21 protein-coding genes are annotated in these 20,814 nt (G+C 42.9%); all 21 read right to left on the reverse strand.

What is annotated here, in order from left to right:
* Positions 1 to 11 precede the first annotated feature (11 nt).
* The 21 genes from WCX18_RS11475 to WCX18_RS11575 all read right to left on the reverse strand — a co-directional run bounded on the left by WCX18_RS11475 (position 12) and on the right by WCX18_RS11575 (position 20,812).
* Positions 12 to 1,010 (reverse strand): acyltransferase family protein, encoded by a 999-nt coding sequence (locus WCX18_RS11475; RefSeq protein ID WP_345987979.1) that lies wholly within the window; start codon positions 1,008 to 1,010, stop codon positions 12 to 14.
* The gene (locus WCX18_RS11480) at positions 974 to 1,786 is read right to left on the reverse strand and encodes a hypothetical protein (RefSeq protein WP_345987981.1); all 813 of its coding nucleotides are present in this window, start codon (positions 1,784 to 1,786) and stop codon (positions 974 to 976) included. Before WCX18_RS11480 ends, WCX18_RS11475 begins: the two co-directional genes overlap by 37 nt.
* Positions 1,779 to 2,444: an HAD-IB family phosphatase gene (locus tag WCX18_RS11485; protein WP_345987984.1), complete on the reverse strand. Its 666-nt coding sequence runs from the start codon at positions 2,442 to 2,444 to the stop codon at positions 1,779 to 1,781. The genes WCX18_RS11480 and WCX18_RS11485 overlap by 8 nt, the downstream gene beginning before the upstream one ends.
* An 11-nt stretch (positions 2,445 to 2,455) precedes the next feature.
* On the reverse strand, positions 2,456 to 3,583 hold the full coding sequence (wecB, locus tag WCX18_RS11490) for a UDP-N-acetylglucosamine 2-epimerase (non-hydrolyzing) (RefSeq protein WP_345987986.1): 1,128 nt from the start codon (positions 3,581 to 3,583) through the stop codon (positions 2,456 to 2,458).
* Positions 3,573 to 4,808, reverse strand: a complete 1,236-nt coding sequence (locus WCX18_RS11495) for a glycosyltransferase (protein ID WP_345987988.1) — start codon at positions 4,806 to 4,808, stop codon at positions 3,573 to 3,575. The genes wecB and WCX18_RS11495 overlap by 11 nt, the downstream gene beginning before the upstream one ends.
* A complete protein-coding gene (locus WCX18_RS11500) occupies positions 4,808 to 6,043 on the reverse strand; it encodes a hypothetical protein (RefSeq protein WP_345987991.1) in 1,236 nt (411 codons plus the stop codon). Before WCX18_RS11500 ends, WCX18_RS11495 begins: the two co-directional genes overlap by 1 nt.
* 14 nt (positions 6,044 to 6,057) lie before the next feature.
* Entirely contained in the window at positions 6,058 to 7,155 is a 1,098-nt protein-coding gene (locus WCX18_RS11505; RefSeq protein WP_345987993.1) for a glycosyltransferase, read from the reverse strand.
* A 1-nt stretch (position 7,156) separates the two neighbouring features.
* The gene (locus tag WCX18_RS11510) at positions 7,157 to 8,428 is read right to left on the reverse strand and encodes a glycosyltransferase (protein WP_345987996.1); all 1,272 of its coding nucleotides are present in this window, start codon (positions 8,426 to 8,428) and stop codon (positions 7,157 to 7,159) included.
* Positions 8,428 to 9,381, reverse strand: coding sequence for a hypothetical protein (locus WCX18_RS11515; protein ID WP_345987998.1), 954 nt, complete (start codon positions 9,379 to 9,381; stop codon positions 8,428 to 8,430). The genes WCX18_RS11510 and WCX18_RS11515 overlap by 1 nt, the downstream gene beginning before the upstream one ends.
* A 22-nt stretch (positions 9,382 to 9,403) precedes the next feature.
* Positions 9,404 to 10,270 (reverse strand): capsular polysaccharide synthesis protein, encoded by an 867-nt coding sequence (locus WCX18_RS11520; RefSeq protein WP_345988004.1) that lies wholly within the window; start codon positions 10,268 to 10,270, stop codon positions 9,404 to 9,406.
* Positions 10,271 to 10,353: 83 nt separating this feature from the next.
* Entirely contained in the window at positions 10,354 to 11,157 is an 804-nt protein-coding gene (locus tag WCX18_RS11525) for a sulfotransferase family 2 domain-containing protein (protein ID WP_345988006.1), read from the reverse strand.
* 84 nt (positions 11,158 to 11,241) lie between these two features.
* On the reverse strand, positions 11,242 to 11,508 hold the full coding sequence (locus WCX18_RS11530) for a hypothetical protein (protein ID WP_345988009.1): 267 nt from the start codon (positions 11,506 to 11,508) through the stop codon (positions 11,242 to 11,244).
* Positions 11,509 to 11,532: 24 nt separating this feature from the next.
* Positions 11,533 to 12,522: a glycosyltransferase gene (locus WCX18_RS11535; RefSeq protein ID WP_345988012.1), complete on the reverse strand. Its 990-nt coding sequence runs from the start codon at positions 12,520 to 12,522 to the stop codon at positions 11,533 to 11,535.
* A 3-nt stretch (positions 12,523 to 12,525) separates the two neighbouring features.
* Positions 12,526 to 13,359, reverse strand: a complete 834-nt coding sequence (locus WCX18_RS11540; RefSeq protein WP_345988014.1) for a sulfotransferase family 2 domain-containing protein — start codon at positions 13,357 to 13,359, stop codon at positions 12,526 to 12,528.
* A 6-nt stretch (positions 13,360 to 13,365) separates the two neighbouring features.
* The gene (locus tag WCX18_RS11545) at positions 13,366 to 14,469 is read right to left on the reverse strand and encodes an acyltransferase (protein ID WP_345988017.1); all 1,104 of its coding nucleotides are present in this window, start codon (positions 14,467 to 14,469) and stop codon (positions 13,366 to 13,368) included.
* A gap of 42 nt (positions 14,470 to 14,511) precedes the next feature.
* Positions 14,512 to 16,290: an ABC transporter ATP-binding protein gene (locus tag WCX18_RS11550; RefSeq protein WP_345988019.1), complete on the reverse strand. Its 1,779-nt coding sequence runs from the start codon at positions 16,288 to 16,290 to the stop codon at positions 14,512 to 14,514.
* Between the two features lie 129 nt (positions 16,291 to 16,419).
* A complete protein-coding gene (gene rfbB, locus WCX18_RS11555) occupies positions 16,420 to 17,448 on the reverse strand; it encodes a dTDP-glucose 4,6-dehydratase (RefSeq protein WP_345988021.1) in 1,029 nt (342 codons plus the stop codon).
* Positions 17,448 to 18,320 (reverse strand): dTDP-4-dehydrorhamnose reductase, encoded by an 873-nt coding sequence (gene rfbD, locus WCX18_RS11560; RefSeq protein ID WP_345988022.1) that lies wholly within the window; start codon positions 18,318 to 18,320, stop codon positions 17,448 to 17,450. Before rfbD ends, rfbB begins: the two co-directional genes overlap by 1 nt.
* Positions 18,313 to 18,885 carry a dTDP-4-dehydrorhamnose 3,5-epimerase gene (gene rfbC, locus WCX18_RS11565; protein WP_345988024.1) on the reverse strand — a complete coding sequence of 191 codons (573 nt, stop codon included), beginning with the start codon at positions 18,883 to 18,885 and terminating at the stop codon, positions 18,313 to 18,315. The genes rfbD and rfbC overlap by 8 nt, the downstream gene beginning before the upstream one ends.
* Positions 18,882 to 19,772, reverse strand: a complete 891-nt coding sequence (rfbA, locus tag WCX18_RS11570; RefSeq protein WP_345988026.1) for a glucose-1-phosphate thymidylyltransferase RfbA — start codon at positions 19,770 to 19,772, stop codon at positions 18,882 to 18,884. The genes rfbC and rfbA overlap by 4 nt, the downstream gene beginning before the upstream one ends.
* Positions 19,769 to 20,812 carry an SDR family oxidoreductase gene (locus WCX18_RS11575; protein ID WP_345988029.1) on the reverse strand — a complete coding sequence of 348 codons (1,044 nt, stop codon included), beginning with the start codon at positions 20,810 to 20,812 and terminating at the stop codon, positions 19,769 to 19,771. Before WCX18_RS11575 ends, rfbA begins: the two co-directional genes overlap by 4 nt.
* Positions 20,813 to 20,814 lie beyond the last annotated feature (2 nt).

The raw sequence follows: 20,814 nt of genomic DNA on the forward strand, positions 1-20,814 counted from the left end.
CCGCTATTCACTCAAAGTATAAATTTTAGTTTACTGTTAATTTTGATCAAGAAAAAAGAGATGAAAAGTGATGTCGCAATAACTGCCAATGTCAACTCTATACTGTTTAGATGCATAAATTTTCTATATGCAAATAATATTATCAGATGAACGAAATAAACTCCAGAGGCATATAGTGCAAATTGTTTACTCCCACCTTTGAACTCGAAATTCATAAACAAAATAAATAATATGGGACATAAAATCAGTAGTGAAACAAGCATATCAAAATCCTTATCATTAATTGGAGATAATAAATTCAAATAAGACTCGCCCAGTACTAAAATAAAGCCTATGACAGTTACTATCAGAGAAAGTTCAAAAGATATTTTTTTGTGTACATCATATTTGTTTATAAAAAATCCAATGCTAAAAAAAGGGAAGGCAAAAAACAAAAAATTTCTATAAACCCATTTTGTATTAGCAACTCTGTCTAACAAAGGCATGTCGAAAATATGATAATTTCCTGCATACTGTATTGCCGTTCCCGACAAAAAAGTGATTAGGATAGCTGCCACAAGTGTTTTTGCCGAAAATTTTTTCACTATAATCATTATCAGAGCAGCGCCTAGTAATGCAGCAAGATACCATAGGTGCAAATAACCAACAAGAAAAATTTCAAGTATGGCCAACAATGTCTCTAGAGATATTTCAAATGGCTTCCACCAGAAATACGAGTAGACCATCATCCAAAATAGGTAAAGGAATAGAACTCTTTTAAACCAGTGAATATATTTTTTTTCGCATGCAAAAGAATAGAAATAGAACCCGTTTATTAGTAAAAACATCGGAACTGCTATTCTGAAAACGCCATTACATGTTAAAAAATTTCCAACCTTGGTAAAATCATGCAAAAATTGTGTATGTAGTCCAATGACTATGAAGGCCATCACAAGTTTTAAAATGTCTAAAGCAATATTTCTACTCAAAGTATTCATCTTTGATAAATCCCTTTTTTCACTAGTAACCAAGCTGTTATTCTAAATAAAAAAAAGTACACTGTTGCAACAACAATAATCCTATTCTCTTCGCTAGATCCCGGAAAAAAAAATAAACAAATTGATACTATAAAAAGTAAAAAATAGTACTTTACTCTAAAAGTATCATGGCTGCCAATCAACGCTTGGTAACTCGAAAATTGAAACTTCTCGCTGGATGCATATTCCATTGTTCTGACAATCGGATAAATCAGCAACAAAGTCGCCACCGCCCATACCGAACCGCACGCCGAAACGAAGAGCAGAGGAAGCGCAAGGTATTTGGTCGCCTGCAAAAAGGCGAATGTGATGATATTGCGCCTGTCCCTCCAGCGATTATGCAGAACAAAGGCGATCCTTGAAACCAATAAAGTCGAAGCATTTTGGAAAATATACAGATCAAGCTCATACCAGGACAAAACAATCAGTATCAGAAGAACAGAAAAGACGTAAAAATACCTAATCCAAATCAGTTTTCCAAACTGCCGGGTAAAAAAGTCATGGTCTCCCGCACGGATTCTATTCGTGGGTTCTTTTTCCTTTTCTGTTGTCGTGAGATCATTTTGAAGATAGCCGATCTCGTAAAGGGAAACATACCCCACCATCGCAAGCAATGCTATTCCAAGCGTTTGCAGCGTTCCCATGCTGGAGACGACGGCCGAAAAGAAAAGTACGGGAATAACATAGATGATGACCCACGAAATTTTTTCGGATTTTGCGGACAACCTGCTGTAGAACAGGTAACTGAAGGGCAGGAAAAGTCTATTCATCGTAAGTTTCCAGATAGCGTACTTTCGACGAATCGGGGAAACGCTGCTCCCAAAAATCCCGGTCTTTCTTTTTGTTGCATACGACATAGGCTTTGTCCGCCGTACTCAACAAGTCATAGTCCGTTTTATTGTCACTGACCACGACAAGCTCATCGATATTGGGATAAACGCTTTCCATACGCATTTTTTTCGTAAACAGCTGGTCAGCGCGGAACTCACCCGTCAATCGCCCCTCAGCACTCGCAAGCTCCGAGGCAAAAAAACCGTCGGCGGAAAAATAGTCGGCGACATGTGCCACGATAAAACCGTAAGAACCGGACATTAGAACTATCCTGTATCCCGCTTCTCGCAGTTCATGCAGCAGTGCTTCCGTTTGCGGGTTGATCTTATTCACCAAATGGTTAAATACGAACTCCCGGGAACTCATCTCAATTTCCCGTATGTCTTCACCGGCCAAGAAGCGTGTTGCCGCTACTCTCACCAAATCGTATTTCATCCATTTGTAAAAAGGGTAGTTGATCAGTTTTCCCGGGAACGATCTACTGAATTTTCGGAAAAGACGATATCGACCGTTTCCGGAAAAATAGCTGTCGAGAAATGCGAATGACGTATTAACGCGGTATAAAGTGTCGCATACGTCAAATATTGCAATTTTCACACAACGCTCCGCTACTCTGCATTCAACGGTATCGAAGCAAGAAAACCGACGATCTTTTTGGAAGTCGTACCGTCCCCATACGGGTTATCCGCTTTTGCCATCCGATTGTAGCGCTCTTCAGAGTTTTTAATATCATTGAATGCTCCCAATATCTTTTCGGCATCCGTTCCTCCCAGCACGCTGCAGCCGCTGGTAATACCCTCGCTGCGTTCCGTCGTGTTTCTCATCACAATCAGCGGCACGTTCAGCGTCGGTGCCTCTTCCTGGATACCGCCGGAATCCGTCAGGACCATCCACGACTTCATCATGAGATAGACAAGCTCGTCGTAAGGCAGGGGTTCGATCAAGCGAATGTTGGCGTATCCATCCAGCAAACGGTAGACCACTTCCTGTATATTCGGGTTAAGATGCACCGGGTAGATGATCTGTATATCTGGGTTCTGCTCGGCGATCGTAGCCAGCGCGAGGCAAATCTGCTCAAACCCCTTTCCGAAACTTTCTCGCCGGTGCCCCGTCACCAGGATGGTCTTTTGTCCTTCCGTAATCGACACGAACTGCCGTTCGTAGTGTCCGATATCCTGCTCGATTTTCTGCTTGGCAAGCAGCAGGCTGTCGATGACACTGTTACCGACCAGCACGACATTTTCCGTGATATTTTCGTTTTTCAGGTTTTCGACGGCGGGCAAGGTGGCGGCGAAATGGATGTCTGCTATGCTGCCTATCATCCTGCGGTTGCTCTCTTCCGGAAAAGGAGCCCATTTGTCGTGCGTCCGCAGTCCGGCCTCCACATGAACAATCTTATATTTGTAGTACAGTGCGGAAACTGCCCCGACAAACGCGGTCGTTGTATCTCCCTGAACCATGACATAAGCATACTGATGCTCACTGAAATGCGCGCCGATTTCCCGAAACAGTTTCGATGTCAATCCGGACAGCGTTTGATTGGGCTCCATCACATTGAGTTTAAAGTCCGGCTGCACGGCAAAAAAGTCAAAAATCTGCTGAAGCATAGATTCATGCTGTCCGGTGGAGATTAGTACAGGCTCGAAGTTCTCACTCCTTTTCAGTTCGAGATAGATTGGAATGAGCTTGATCGCTTCCGGCCTTGTTCCCAATATAATCGCAATCTTATTTTTCACCTGCAACCTCCCTGAAAATTTGGCCTAAACGTTCTACATTGTAGTCGGCTGCATACATATCATCCGGTGAATCAAGCATAAAATACGATTCGTCCTTCCTTTTCCATGCATGCCATGCGTCAATCAAGGCAGTACTGAGGCCTTCGGTATCGCCATGAGCGAAACAATTCCCTAATTGACCCTCGATAATCTCCCATGACATACTGCCCCGATCGGTCAGTGCAATGATCCGTCGCTGCATCAGCATATAGTCGAGAAGCTTGGAAGGAAAGAACTGTGCATCTTCGGGATTGTGAAACGGCGAATCTATGACGAGAAGCATGTCGGCCTGCCGCTGAAGCTTGAGCGCATCAGGAAACGAGAGACTGCCGATATGCCTCACCCCCATGATTTCCCGGTCGAACAACGCCCGGTTTTTACGGTCCAGTGCGCCGGCAAATACAAAATCGAAGTCCCGGAGGACTTCTGGCCGTTCACGCTCCATGTTTGCGATCGCTTCAAAAAGCTTTTCGGGGCTTCTTTCGCCGACCAGGCCGCCCGTGTAAACCACCGTCAGTTTATCCTTGAGCTTATACGTTTGCGGGGTTTTATCCTCAGGGTCGAAAACATTCGGGGAAAGCCTGAATTTCTCCGTGAAATCCGGATATTTTTTTCGATACAGTTCCATGGTCTTCGACGACGAAAAAGCAATGCATGCGGCATCCTCGAAACAGGCTTTTTCCATCGACGCGTTCCATCGCCCGGCTTTTCCGAAATCATGCAGCGGGTTCAGCGTCCAGGGGTCGCTGAGATGCAATACCCAGGGTACTTTGTAATGCTTCTGCAGATAATACGCCATCAGCGTCGACGACAGGGGATATGACCGGGAATAGATCACATCTGGCCTGTTTTGAAGCCGTTTGACTACCTTCTTCCACTGTCTGTAAAATCTAAATTTCGAATCGGGATACTTCAGAATGTCGGGATGAATTTTTCTAAGCAGAAAACTGACATACCTGTTTTCAAAAAACCCAGCCTGTATCATTTGCCGGTATCCCTTGCCGTATCGGACAAGACTCTGATCGGCCGGCATGTTCACCGTGTCGTCCGTCGATGTTACCACATCTATTTCGAAGCCCTGATCCCTGACAAGATATTTGAAGTACTTGGCCGTTTGCAGACACTCCGGATCGCTTTTTGGCGGAAAAGCAATACTCACAAACAGAAGATTGATCTTTTTCGGCATTATTCCGTCTCCGTCAGATAGTGCAGCGCCTGGGCAAAACGCAGTTTCAAACGGCTGTAGCCGCGGTACTCCAGGCCCACCTCGCGGCAATGTCTCCGCAATGCCGCATCGTCACGTGTCAAATACTCTCTGATCTTCGGCCATGCCTTTTTGATCTCTTCTTTGCTGAAATCTTCCACGACGACCCCGACATCCCTTTCTTCGGCATAGATGTAATCTTCCGACACCCCGCGCACGACCAGAAAAGGGAGACCGGAGCACAGGTACTCTCCGACTTTGATACTGGAAGTAAACTTTTTGGAAGGGCCCGGCGGAACGGAAATGATTGCGAAGTCGCCGGCACTGTTGTATTTGTGGATATCCGCATAATCGCTATGGGTAACGGTGTAGTCCTCCGGGGGCACCCCCGCTACATCGAACAGTGTTTTCACCTCGGCATCCGTATGCGGTGTTACAATCAGCAGATGCAGCCTCTCATCTTCCTCTTTTAACCATTTGTACATCCATGCAAACTCTTCGCGATAATAAAGGTCGCCGAATTTCCCAGGGTAGTACAGCACCCAGGCATCTTCTGGAATATTCAGTTCTTTTCTTACTGTTGTCCGATCCTTTTCATTAAAAACAAACTTTTCGTCATTTGCAGCTGTAGGCAATTTGACAAATTTTGCCTTTGACTTCCATACTTTCTCAAGTCTCTCCTGCATAAAAACCGTACCCGACCCTATTACTGCAGCGGATTTTGCCGCTTTTTCTTCCAGAAAATGGGTGATTTTGTATTGACGACTCTCTTTTGTCCACCATCCGCTGTCAAGGCCGTATTCGCTATGCGGTTCGAATGAATACATAAACAGACGCATGCGAAGCGGCACACTGTATACATATGCGTACGTACCAGCTATCGATGCCAGCGTCGCGATATATTTATACCCATGTATACGTAGCTTTGTGACGACCATAAAGCCGTTGAACAGGTCGATGAACTTTTTGCCAAGCTCTTTTCCCCGGTGCCAGGTCAGGGGCGTCCACCCCAGTCCGAGACTTTTCCAATATTCCACCAGTGCTTCCTGTTCGTCCGTCAGAGGATATGCGGGGTCCTCATAACTGACGACGTGAAAGCGGTAGTGACTGTTTTTATCTTCCAGAAGATCTTTTATGTACAGCCAGAAATTGGACTGGTTTACCTGATCGAACAGACGGTTATAAAGAAAAATAACGATCTTGCGCCTGTTCCTCATCACTCCGGACCTTGTTAGAATTTCAAATTATGTTTATTTAAAATTGTGATTATACGGTCAAGCTGCTTAGGATAGGTGTTCTCCTGTGCAAAAGCTCTGCGTACAGTCTGTTTTGTATTGCTGTTGTAATCATCAATATTCGAAACGACATCATAAAATTTCTCAATATACTTTCCCGGTCTATCAACCATTTCAAGCAGTCCGGGTTTGTCTTTGTACTCGTCCGTATAGGTCGCGACGACGACTTTCCCGCTGGATAAATACTCCATGAGCTTATGTGGACTTGCCATCTGCTCTTTCTCCCAATCACTTTCGACTTTGTACGTCAAGAGCTGAATATCGCAATACAACAGGATCGAAGGAATCATTTCACTCTTAACTGCCCCCCACCATCTTATGTTTTCACTATCCTTGCATTGCTTGTACAAGCTGCCGTCTTCGCTATATTTGCCTATAAAATGGAACCGGATTGCCGGGAATGCTTTTACGAGTTCGCCAAGAAGCTTCGTATCAAGGTATGGAATCTCAAGGTTTCCTACATACACGGCATTAATGCCATTCTCAAAAAAGCGACCCTTTTGTTCTTCCGAGAGTGGAAGTAGTGCGGAAGGCATGGAAACACCATGATGGATTTTATATGTCCTGTCACTGTATGGCAGGATCTTACGCAAGATCGCATCTGTATTTGCAAGACAAATATCTGCCGACGATGCTGCATCAACAACATGGAAGTCCTGGTTCAGGTCCACCTGGTGGTAGATCTTTAGCCTATTTTTTGCAAATTTCATGTCGAAAAAACGGGAGTTTTCAAATAGCCAGATCGCAGAAAACCTTCTGCCCGCCTTTTTTTCAAGCGCTCTGAGCCATCGTGCTTCCAGCCGGCGGCGCACAGCGGCCGGGTAAAACCGCAGTCCCTTCGCAACCATCGGTCCGGATACTTCCCACAGGTTCGCATGATTTGTCTTCTCGATTCTAACCCCGGACAGGGATGCATCGGGTGGGTTCAGGAAATAAACCCCGTAACCTCTCGCAGCGAGGTTAACCGCGTAATGATGTTTACTGACGAAATGCCCTTTCCACGGTTCAGGGGATATAATCAAAATAGCGGACATTTTATCTAATTCTATCATCACATAAATGAATCAAATACAAAATAAACTGCCTATAATTTTCAGAAGCAAGATATTTATCTTTAAAAACTTTATAGGCATTTTCCCGTATAGCTGTATCTTTAAAAAAAGAAAGATCCGTAAAGGCAATGAAATATTCATCTACCTCTGACTTTTCACTCAGTAATTTTCCGTTGTATCCATCCTCAATCATGTCGGAAATACCGCCGACATCTGGAGCCACAACAGGAATATGGCAACTCATCGCCTCCATCATCGAAACTGGAACACCTTCGGACTCGCTAGCATTGATAAATACATCAACTGCATGACTTTCATAATAACTATAGACATCTTCATTAGAAAGCATTCCAAGCAAGTTGTATTGAACATTCTCTTTCCGAGAAAGTTTTGTAAAAGCATATTCTTTAATTTGCTTTTCTAACGGACCATCACCAATATGTGACCAAACAAAAGACACTCCAGGATATTGCTCAGAAAGCTTCCCCAAAAGATCTATGATTTTATCTACCCGTTTGACTGGCCTTAAGGCCGAACATGAGACGATATGAAATATTCCTGCTCCCGTCGCATTTGCATTTATCTGCTTATCATCAACCCCTAGCCTAGATGTTGTTATGTTTTTTTTGTCAAACCCATAGGTAGTTGAAAGATAATCTATCCCCGAATCCGTGATAGTAAATATATGGTCCAGTCCTCTAACAAACTGCCGCCTCAAAGGCATGTAATTATGTAATGTAGTATCTTCATAAAGATCAAATCTATGCGTTCTTGTGATTAACTTGTTCCTCGAGCCTTTCAGAATTCTTTGTAAAGCATATGTAACTTCTGTGTGCCAATAGGTATAATAAATTGCTTCAGGATATTGTTTTTGTAACGATCCAAAAAAATGCTTATACACAAAGTATTTTCTCATTGAAAGCATAAGATCTTTTATTTTGGCAATATCAAAAATCTTTTGTGCAAATATTTCTGTCCAAAACATAGTGGTAAATAAAACTCTTATTGCATAAAGGATTTTATAAAACTTACTACTAATTCTATGATTGCCATGTTTATTAAGATAATTGGCAAATGACTGATCCACTTTTATGCTACTCGGAAGCTGCCGACTGTCATCTCCCACTTTCATTGGCATAATTATTAGTTCAACATCTTTACGTTCAGCCCAATACTTAACTTCTGACTCCAAAAATGTTTCCGTTGCAATACCATAGGGGAAAAATTCAGGGATGAGTATAACTTTTGTCATCATCAGTCTTTATTCATTTTATGTTTATACAACTCGTATATGGGTTTTAGCCGATTACGAAGACGATGGCTAAGTTTCCTGTTGTTGATATGGAGCTTGAATTTTTGTTCAATCAGCTCTTTATTATCATGTAAAAAAAAGGAAGTATTGGTCATGTATTCTTCTCTCACCCTGTCAAACGCCTGTTCAAGGCCCGGATCGCCTGCAATAAGTTGCAGGTAGAGTTCATTGGTTTCCTGTACAAATATAGGTACAGGAGAGACAAGAGAGTTGTCCCCGTTATAATGTTTAAGCCCCTTTTCCACGAAAAGCGCTGCATGATCTATCTTACTATCCATATCTTCAACGTCGACGTAAAGTCGTTGAAATATTTTTTTAACGGTTTCTTTTGGCTCTCCAAGCAGATCATAATAGGCAATGGCAACCCGTGGATATTTGCGGGAATAATATTCAGCAAGAAGAACATATTTTACCCACATTAAAAATGTTTTTTCCCTACTGAAACCGTCGCGCTTCTGCAGTGAGCGATATATTTCCTCCGGATTTCTATATGGCAGAATCACCTTTATTTCTATATTCAAGTCACGGAGAACTTTTTCCCAAAATGGGAATAAAATGCAAAGTCGCGGGTCTTTGACACCGAAAAGTTTCTCATGTGAGTAATCATCCCGTATGATCTCTTTGGCAATCGAATAAAGACCTCTTACCTCCTCATGTTCCTCCCATCCTTCCGGCAGAAGCGATAGATCATCCCATGTATGTTCCAGTATGGGGAAGAGCACGTAATCGTTAAAATCTATAATCTTCTTGTTTTCGAAGTAGCCTTTCGGGTTATGTTTCTTCGCTTCTACAAGCGTCTGCCCCATTGAAATACCAAGCGCGTGCAGCACCCCGCCGAGTGCCGATGTCCCGCTTCTGTGCATCCCCAGAATTGCTATACATACCTGCAAACCCATACTCCTTTAATAATGGTCGTCATCATTTTTTGGCCTGCTCTCTTTGTTCAAGGTCTCTACCTTCTAACAGATACCATAATAAAGATGAAGGATATTTTCCCGCTTCGAAACCTTTATATGTCAGTTTGAACATTGGGGCATCACTTTCATCCACAAGTTTTTTGTGCTCTTCGCTCAACGGAGTCAGTAGCCCAGCAAACTGCAGCGCGTGCGGACCATCAGCACTTATTTTTTTTGTTTTTTGCCAAATAATTCTGCTTTCTGCATCATTGGAGATCAACCTCTCAAACAAGAAATGCATTACAGCATAAGGGTAAATTTTAAAGACCTTCGTAAACAGTGGCAAAAACCAATACTTTGTTCGTTGGCAATCACCATTGAGATGAAGGCCGACCCTTTTAACCAGTTTTTGTCTATACCTGCCAGGTTTCGGAAAAGTGTTTCTATCCCAAAATTCATGTAATAACCTATGCCATTTGGAAATAATCCTATTGTGCTTTTCTGCAGCCAAAAACCAGTTTGAAAGCAATCGCCCAGGCCCTGGTCTGTCAAATGCAAAGAAACCTGTTCCGGACACTCCATTAAGCCAAGAGTCCAAAGGCTTCATGCAATACGTCGTTGCATCAGCCCAAACTCCACCATAGGCATCAAGCAGCTTCAAACGGATGAGATCAGATTTGTGTGCCAAAAGAAGAGAAGAGATCTTTTCTTCCGGAAGATCCAGTTGGACGTATTCAGTCAAACTGGTTTCATCCAAGAGTCTAATGTCCCATTCTGGGTTGAGCCTTTTCCATGATTCAACACATTTTTTGACAACCAACGGTGCATTTTCGAACCCTTGTTCCCAGTACATCCAGATAGTTTGCGGAATAGTAAATTGATTATCCATTAAAACTCTTTTAATGAAATGGGATATTTATTGAATCTTTTGTCTATAAACATTTTTAAGCTTCCAAAGTAATCGAGTTTTCTCTACTTAAAACAACATCTAAAATACTGTAAATATTTCCAATTTTTGTTAACTTTTTGGAATTTTTCCACAGCTGTATCTGAAATGTTATTTAGATATTCTTGTTCTCTTTTTTGAACTTCTTGAAATAAAATCATATCAAGCCAGTTCACTGCTTCAATATCTTTTCGAGTTTTTGGAGAGAGTTTATCCTTTGACACTTTCGAAGAGGCATTAAGCCAAATATAATAAGGCTTTTTTCTCCAGGACAGCTCAGAATAAAGAAATAAAAGGGCACTATCAAAATTATCCGTAGTGAATACATAATTAATGCTATTGAGCCTATCAAACAATTCTGCTATTAATTCATCTTTATCGACTTTATTTAAATCAAGTTCAAGATTCTCTGGATTAAATAGTGGTAATCGCTCCAATAGATGTCTGCTTTGTATGTTGTCATAATATTCTTCCTTTTGGAATAACAACCATTCATCCATACTCATATTCAAAGCCACATCATGAAATCTATTCAACTGCTGCTTTCTAACATATGTATAGTTAGAAACGAACCATTTAACAGGATCACGAAAAAAACTGAAAAATGTAAGATCTTGATCTTTCAGAGCTGGATGTTTGCGCATTGAAAAAGTCAAATGCCCTTGAACACAGTCAAATTCTCTCATTGATTCTGCATCCATTTCAACAAGTTTTTGTAAGGTTTTCTCCTTATCACGCCCATTGATTGTAAATATTTTTTCATACTGTTGTTCTAAAATTCCATAGAGAGTCGTTCCCGCTGTTTTTGGAATGTGAAAAAAGACTACCATGATCTTGTCCTTCTATTTAAAAATAAAAAAATTTCATCTATCTTCTATTGCATTAATGGATTAGAATAAATTTTGAAAACCTTATTAAACAGGAATGTAGCCCAAAATTTTGTTCTTTGACAGCAACCATTTAAAGAAATCGATTTGCTCAACTGCTTTTTGTCTAAATCGGCCAGGCCTCAATAAACTGTTTTTATCCAAAAGCTTAATGTCCCAAATCGGATTCCATTTTCGCCAGGATTGAATATAATTTTGGACAATCAAAAGGAAGTTCCCAAATCCTTGCTCCCTATATGTCCAAATAATCTTAGGAATGCGTTCTTCTTTAATACTCAAATCTACCCTTTCCAAGTATCATTTTAACGGTTGGCAACTTTAATCAGGAATTTCATCTATCTTTAAACTGGTGACGCGCGTATGAAATCCTCTTGGTGTCAAAACTATCGCTTTAACGTATTTCAAGGTAGACAAGAACTGAAAAGCTTCTCGTCCATATTTTTTGCCTTTGAAAAGTGAAAATAATAATAAAAGCAAACTTTTAATCGTTCTGAAAAAAACGTATATTCCAAGAAAATAATTGCCCTGTTTTTTCAGATACAGCATATAAGAAACTATCGATTGCTTGGACATGAGACCGTATTTGTCCGTTTTGCCGGAAAAATGGACCAGGCCGACTTTCGGATAAACCATGCTTTTATATTTTTTGTAAAACCTGTTCCTGAACAATTCAATATCTTCCGCATACATGAAAAAGTCGGGATCAAATCCGCCCACGTCAAAAAAAGCAGAACGGCGCATCATCACAAAAGGCCCATGAAAACCGCCCACTTCGAACGGTTCGCTCTTTTTTATGAGTTCTTCCAACTCCCCCGACCTGTCTTTGGAAATCAGTTGTTTTACTCTGTACGGCAAAAGGCCCCTGACCATAAATTTCAGGAACCTCATTTTCGCAATACCCTTCTGCATAAAAAAAGTATGTTGCCGCGTCCCGTCATCATTGTTAATCAAGCAGCTTAGTGCGCCGACGTCATCCGGCAATGTTTGGAAATAACCATACAACTCATCCAAAATGTTTCCCTGCACCAATTCCATATCGGGATTTACCATGCAAAAATAATCATATTGGGAATTTTCAACGCCTTTGTTTATAGCGCGTCCGAATCCTTCGTTTCCATGATTGTTTATAATTTTAATATTGTATTCATGCTGATATTCATCCGTCCACTGAAATGCGGGAATACTGTTACTGACAATAACGATTTCAAGGTTCTTCAACTGCACGTTCGACAAAACGCTATCGACCAACTTTTCGATATACGTTTCACAAAAATAATTGACAATAATAAGAGATAGTCCTTTTTTCATCCGCTATAGATTCTCCTCCGTCTTTTGTAATTTCACTTTCTTTAAGACCTTACCCGTACGATCAACTAGATCTATGTCTTCTTTATAGTAATTTGAGACAAAATCCAGCACGTAATTACTTTGGAAAATATCCTTGAACCTCTTATCGCGCGGTACATATACAAAAGACCTAATATACTGTTTTACCTCTTCAGAAAAATGTTTGGTAACCATATCAGACAGAGGTCTGACGAAATCAAGTGTAGTTTTCAATGCTTGATTTTTAACAACGACCATTTCATTGATTTTGTCATCATTTTTGTGGAATAGAATATCCAAACCAGTGTTTTGTTTAAATACTTCTTGACAGGTATGGAGATCGTCTATTAAGAATAAAGAATCAATGATTTTTTCTTCTTCGAAATAAATGTAATCTTTCTGTTTTTGAAAATGTATATATTCTGCAGGCAACTGCTTTTGATCTCCATACTGACTGAGATAACTTATTGCCTTATCAAGACTTCGTGTGATTTCTTTTCTTTTTAAATTATATATCCGTTTTTTCTCATACATCAAAACATGTTGAGAAAATGAGGATGGAAAACGTTTATATGGGTCTCTAACTATTACAAATGACCAATAGTTTTTTATCTTGGCATATTCTTCCGGAAAATATTGTTGCAAAGTACTTAGAGGTAAATGAACATAATCAAGCAACCCCAGGTCTTGATGATAAGCGACTCGCTTTGTGAACATGCCATTAGTATCATCATAAGCAATTAATTTATCTCGGACATAACTACCTGCACATTTTGGTATGTGCACAAAAACAAACTTATACTTGTCACTTATTATCATTATGAATCACTTCCTTCCCTCTGTATTTTTCTTCAATAAATTATATTTTGAAATTGGACCTTCTAAAAAGACAAATGAAACGTACGCAGCGAGAGTAGCTGCCAACAGAACTATCCACGCACTTAAATATGAATTCATCTTTAATCTGAGAATAATCTCTATGAAAACTGGATGAAACAAATAAAGGCTAAAGCTCAAAGCTCCAAAAAAACGCAAAATCGGCAATGTAAAAAACTGCTGCAACATTCCTTTCACATTGACAGATGAAAGTAAAACCAGGGACCAAAACAATGCATATAAAATAAATTGTTTATGAAAATAATTGCTTGGCACAGGGTTTACAATTGCCGAATAAATCAGTGGCGTCATGACAACAATACCAACTACTCCTAAATATCCCAAATATTTCATAATTTTTTCGAATGCTTTATTGACTTGTCTTCTCTGCATATAATTTTGAATTACGGCGAGAAAAACGCCTAAAACAAATATTGGCATATATGGCAACAATCTTATATCGTTTACTTCAGATGCACTTTGCGGTGATATTACTTGAGTCATTGACAAGATTAATAAAAAAAATAATGTAGTAACAAATAATCCGTACTTTTCTATCAAAACGATCACAAACACAAAAATTGGAAGTACAAAATAAAATTTGAACTCTACAGCGATACTCCAAGTCACACCTTTGCCAGCGGACAAAAACATTTGTTGAAAAAAGCCTTGCCAGTCTAAACTAAAAGGAATTCCTACACCATGTTTACCAAAAAATACAGTGATACCCCATGTACTTAGTAAACCAACTGCCAAATAGATAGTGTAAAGTGGATAAATACGTAAGACCCTTCTCTGCCAGTAGTGGAGCATAACTGGCAAAGTAAAAATCTGCTTGCCTTTATCTAATAATTGCAATGTGAGCAAGAAAGAGCTTAGCAAAAAAAACAAGTATACCCCCGATTTACCAATACCACTGAAATTCAAATAGGGGAAAAAGAATAGCCCATAATTGCTCGTATGGCTCAAAACAACGATCAAAACTGCAAAGCCACGGAGACCGTCCAAAGAGTCCATTTGAAATTTTCGATCTGATATTTCTCTATGTATCATCGTGTATACCCTTACATGTGTCTACGAAATATCTATCGACATTCAAATGGACTCTGTTGTTGAACTACAGACCTGTATATAAGATCCGTATTCGACAACTTGCCCTTCCGACAATCTGCAGACCGAGTTGCAACCTTTTAATGTGCTCAAACGATGTGCGATCATAATAATTGTCACTTCATTACCAAGAGATTCTATGGCTTCAATAACGACAGCTTCAGTTTTACTGTCAAGAGCACTGGTGGCTTCATCAAAGACAATCACGGGTGTCTTCTTATATAAAGCACGGGCGATTCCTATACGCTGACGCTGGCCTCCGGAGAGCTGTACCCCTCGCTCACCAACATAGGTATCGTAACCATTAGGAAGTTTTTCAATAAAATGATCTAGATGTGCCTGCCTGGCAGCTTCTCTGACTCTTTCAAGATCAATTCGATCTTTTGAAATACCAAATGCGATATTTTCTTCAATTGTTGCGTCAGACAAATAAATGCTTTGAGGAACATGGGCGACTTGTTTTTGCCAACTTTGTGAATTATTTTCGTCTACAACAACATTGTCTATTACCAGCTGCCCATCAGAAGGTTTAAGTAATCCCATCACTATATCGAGCAATGTACTCTTTCCGCAGCCTGTAGGACCAATAATTCCCACACGCGAACCTTTCGGTATAGTGATCGTCACATTGTTGAGGGTCTTTATTTTTGATCCTGCATATCTGAAACTTATATTTTTCAGTTCAACTTTTTTATTAAATTCAATTGGATTAGACGTGGGCTCACTGATATTCTTTGTTTCCGGTACAATATCCAAATAAGACACGACGTCGTTTATGACAGCCTGATTACCTATAACAAGTGACCAAGAGTAATAGACTTGCTGTAATGAAGGTAAGAGACGTTGTGCACCCAGAGCTAATGCACCTAGAATAGGTAATGCCTCTTTCCCTTGCATTTGTATGTTATAAGCCAAGCCTGCTATCAATATAATACCTGTAAGTTCCAATATCGATTTTGGAAGCTGGGACACGAAAGCATTATTACTCCCGGCCCACTGATTTTTTTTGACATAAGCAGTGTAATTTTTTATGTATTCTTCCTGTGAATGATCCAATATAATATCTCTAATGCCTCCTATTCCTTCTTGGAGTTGTTTAATTGCGAGAGGTTGATTTATAGAGAGAATTTGACCATTACGTTTGAGTATGTTTTTTGAAATACTTCCAATCAGAAAATAACCACCTCCCAAAACCACAAAGGATACAAGAGCAACATCGCTATTAATAATCAACAGAGCCACAGCAACACTGATTATTGACAAAAGAGATGTTGTCATCATAAGTACCTGCATAATTGCAGCACTAATTACTGCCCCAACTTTTTCAGTCACAATACTAATCAGTTTACTGCTATTTTCTGCTATATGAAACTCATAGGGTCGATATAGTGTGCGTCGATATATTTCAGAACGTAGGTCTAAAGCCATACTTGCCGCTAAACGAGTATTTACTCTAAGCAGAGTGACTCGAAGGCCTGTAGCAAAAACAGCAGCTGCAACAAAAGCAATTGTCATAGGCAGCAAAAGTGCCTCAGCTGAATCAATTTTCATTTGCTGTATTGCCGGTTGCAGCCATTTATTGTCCATAACCATCTGTGGATCTGTCAAAGCACTCAAAAAAGGAACAACTGCACCCAGACTAATCATTTCTGCAAAAACAGACATAATCAGTAAAAAAATAAGTCCTGCAAACTGCCAACGCCGTTTGCCCCCAAGCAATGCCCATATATATATAATATTTGATAATGTATTTGATTTACTCATTAATTATTATACTTCCTTAGATACCACTGTAGTGTCTTCACGATCCCACTCTCAAAGTTTTCACACCCCAGGGTGGTCTCTCTTGCTTCGTAATTCACTTTCTCCGCCTTTGTGGCAAACTTATTCATCTTAATCTCTATACTTTTCAAGATACCATGAAACCGTTTTAATAATACCTGACTCAAAAGTCTCGTTTGCACACCAGCCCAGTTCCGTCTCGATCTTCGTCGCGTCTATCGCGTAACGGCGGTCATGCCCCGCCCTGTCCTCGACATAATTGATCTGCGCTTTATAACTTCCGCCCTCTTTGGGTTTCAGCCCATCGAGGATTTCACACACCTTGTCGGCAATGTAGTTGTTCGTCCGTTCGTTTCGGCCGCCGATGTTGTAAACCTCGCCGCTGTTCCCCTTGTGATATGCCAGATCAATCCCGGTACAGTGATCACGCACATAGAGCCAGTCGCGGATGTTCTTGCCATCACCGTAGATCGGGATGGCTTCCCCATGAAGTGCCTTGCGGATGATCGTCGGGATGAGCTTCTCGTCGTGCTGCTTCGGGCCATAGTTGTTCGAACAGTTGGTGATGACCGTATCCATGCCGTAGGTATGGTGGTAGCTGCGGACCACCATATCGCTTCCCGCCTTGGATGCGCTGTAGGGCGAGTTCGGAGCATATGGCGTCTCTTCGGTAAAGAGCCCCTCTTCTCCTAATGTGCCGTACACCTCATCGGTCGAGATGTGATGAAAACGGCACCCCTCGTAGCCTTTGTTGTAGACGAAGGGCTTATGCATCCACTTTTTATAGGCGACGTCGATCAGGGTAAAGGTCCCGTTGACGTTGGTCTCGATGAAAACGCCCGGGTTTTTGATGGAGTTATCCACGTGGCTCTCCGCTGCGAAATGGATAACGCCGCGGATATCAAAATCGTCGAAGATCTTCCCAACCAGTTCGCGGTCGCATATGTTTCCCTCGATGAATGCATAACGTGGGTGTTCCTCAACTTCCTTGAGGTTCTCTGAGTTGCCTGCATAAGTCAGCAGATCGAGGTTGACCAGGTTGTACTCCGGATATTTCTCCAAGAAATAGGGAACGAAGTTGCTCCCGATGAAGCCTGCACACCCCGTGACCAGAATGGTTTTGTTGTTATTGTCAAACATTAATGCGTCTCTCCTAATTTTTCCAAACAACTATTGAGGCTGTCCCGCCAGTACGGTATCTTCAATTCAAAATCGCTTTTGATTTTCGCTTTATTCAACAGGCTGTAGTGCGGCCGCGTCGCGGGCGTCGGGTATGCTTTGGTCTCAATCGGGTTGACCGTACAACCAACCCCGGCCAATTCGAAAATCGCCTTTGCGAAGTCGTACCAGCTGCAGACTCCCTCGTTTGAATAGTGGTAGACCTCGGTGCCTTCACTCTCTAAAAGCGGCAATATATCGAGAATAACCCGGGCCAGGTCACGGGCATAGGTCGGCGTACCGATCTGGTCAAAGATCACACCGAGTTCGTCCCGCTCACGGCCCAGCCGCAGCATCGTTTTGACAAAGTTGCTCCCGAATTCGGAGTAGACCCATGACGTGCGGATGATCGCGGAACGGGGAGGGTTGATGGCCCGCATCGCCTCCTCCCCGTCAAGTTTCGTCTGCCCGTAAACTCCCTGCGGATTCGTCGGTTCGTTTTCCGTGTAAGGCTTGTAGTTGCTGCCGTCAAAAACGTAATCGGTAGAGATATGAACGAGCGAGATCCCTTTTGCCTTGGCAATATGTGCCAGTGTCTCGACTGCCCGGTGATTGATTGCATTGGCCATTTCCGGTTCGCTTTCCGCTTTGTCGACAGCAGTATAGGCTGCACAGTTAATGATGACGTCAAAAGTTTTCCCGTCAAAAAAACGTCCGATCTGCGCCGTATCCGCGAGATCGGCATCGGCGCGATCGATAAATGTAAAATTGAATTGATCCGTCTGCTCGCTCAATACACGCAGTTCGCTGCCGAGCTGGCCGTCCGCACCGGTCACTAGTATGCGCTTAGGCATAATAGTCTACTCCATATTCGAAGTACTCAGCTTCTGTAAAAAAGGGCTGCTTCATGTCTTTTTCGGAGAGTTTCAACTTTGACGCATCAATCTGCCAGTCGATGCCTAGCGCCGGATCGTCAAATGCCATTCCCCGATCGTTTTCGGGGGAGTAGTAGTTATCGACTTTGTAGGCGAATGTCGCCTCATCCGAGAGGACGACAAAACCGTGTGCAAAACCGCGCGGGATAAACATCTGCCGCATATTCTCGCCCGAGAGTTCAACGGCGACATGTTTGCCGAAAGTCGGACTGCCTTTGCGGATATCGACAGCGACATCGAGAACCCGTCCCTGAATGACCCGTACCAGCTTCGTCTGTGCGGCCGGCGCCAGCTGATAATGCAGCCCCCGCAGTACACCGTAGGAAGATTTCGACTCGTTATCCTGGCAGAAGTTTACTGTGTACCCTAGAAACGCTTCCAACTTCTCTTGCCTGTATGTCTCGACAAAATAACCCCGTGCATCGCCATGCACCTTCGGTTCGACTATGATGACGTCCGGGATTTCTGTACGGATAAATGTCATCGCTGCACCATCCCGCTTTCGGCACGGCGCAGCAGGTACTGGCCATACTGGTTTTTCATGAGCGGTTGCGCCAATGCAATGAGCTGCTCGCGGTCGATATAGCCCATTTCAAAAGCAATCTCCTCGATACAGGCAACCTTGAGTCCCTGCCGTTTCTCGATGGTCTGGATAAAATTGGAGGCATCGAGCAGGCTCTCATGGGTACCCGTATCGAGCCAGGCGTAACCCCGGCCCATCAGCTCAACTTTCAGTTTCCCATGCTCAAGGTAGGTCTGGTTGACCGTGGTGATCTCCAGTTCGCCGCGTGCGGATGGCTTGACGCCTTTCGCGATCCCAACGACGGAGTTGGGGTAAAAATAGAGTCCCGTTACCGCGTAGTTCGATTTGGGGGCCTCCGGTTTCTCTTCGATACTGACAGCATTACCCGCGTCGTCGAACGCAACCACGCCGTAGCGCTGAGGATCGTTGACGTAGTAGCCGAATACCGTCGCCTTCCCCTCCTCTTCGACATTTTTAACGGACTGCGCCAGCAGCTTCGTAAATCCCTGACCGTAGTAAATGTTGTCCCCGAGGACGAGACAGACATCGTCTTCCCCGATAAACTCTTCCCCAAGGATGAACGCCTGTGCCAGGCCGTCGGGAGAGGGTTGAACGGCATACTCGAACCGCATCCCGATGTCATGCCCGTCCCCGAGAAGCTCTTCAAACCGCGGCAGGTCGTTCGGGGTTGAGATGATGAGGACCTCCCGGATGCCGGCAAGCATCAGGACGGAGAGAGGGTAATAGATCATCGGCTTGTCGTAAATAGGCGTGAGCTGCTTGCTCACACCGCGTGTAATGGGATAAAGCCGTGTGCCGCTGCCCCCTGCGAGTATGATCCCTTTCATCGTTCCCTCCTCTTTTCAAAGTCCTTGATATACCATTCGATCGCCTGCTGCATCCCCCGGTAGATATCATGTGTGGGCTCAAACCCGACCAGCGTCTTTGCTTTGGTAATATCAGCGTTCGAGTGGCGAATATCACCGGGACGGAAATCGCGGTAAACCGCTTCTTTACGTTGGAACCCCTCCACATGTTTCATCAGCTCTTCGCTGATCAGATCGTAGAGTTCGTTCAGCGTATTTCTGCCGCCGACGGCAACGTTGAAGGCTTCGCCGAAGGCTTTGCCATTGTCGGTGAGGCCCGCAAGAACGTTCATCTGGATCACATTGTCGATGTAGGTAAAATCACGGCTGGTCTCTCCGTCGCCATTGATAAAAACATCTTCGCCTGTCAGCAGCGAACCGATCCATTTCGGGATGACAGCCGCATAGGCCCCGTCGGGGGTTTGACGGCGTCCGAAAACGTTGAAATAACGAAGACCGATCGTCTCAAGCCCGTAGGTTCTCCAGAAAACGTCACCGTACAGCTCGTTGGTTTTCTTCATGACCGAATAGGGTGACAACAGGTTTCCCGTTCGCGCTTCGACCTTGGGCAGCTCTTTTGAATCGCCGTAAACCGAACTTGAACTCGCGTAGACGAAGCGTTTTATCCCCGCATCCTTGGCAGCCGTCATCATGTTAAGAAACCCTGTAATGTTGGAACGATTCGACGTGATGGGGTCTGCAATCGAACGCGGTACGGACCCGAGTGCTGCCTGGTGCAGTACAATGTCAACCCCATTACAGGCTTCCTGGCATGCGGTAAGGTCCGCAATGTCACCTTCGATAAAACGGAAACGCTTAGCGGTTTCCGTGCCAACGCAAGCCCGGACGTCGTCGAGATTGTGCTGGAAGCCGTTTGAAAAGTTGTCGATTCCGACAACGTTTTGATGATGCATTAACAGAAATTCGGTCAGATTCGACCCGATAAAACCGGCACACCCGGTCACCAGCCAGGTCTTTTGCTCCTGCTGCAGCCGCAATTTCAACTGTTCAAATGCCGTCATCT

The sequence above is a fragment of the Sulfurimonas sp. HSL1-2 genome (genome assembly GCF_039645565.1).
In the GTDB taxonomy this organism is placed as follows: Bacteria; Campylobacterota; Campylobacteria; order Campylobacterales; family Sulfurimonadaceae; genus Thiomicrolovo; species Thiomicrolovo zhangzhouensis.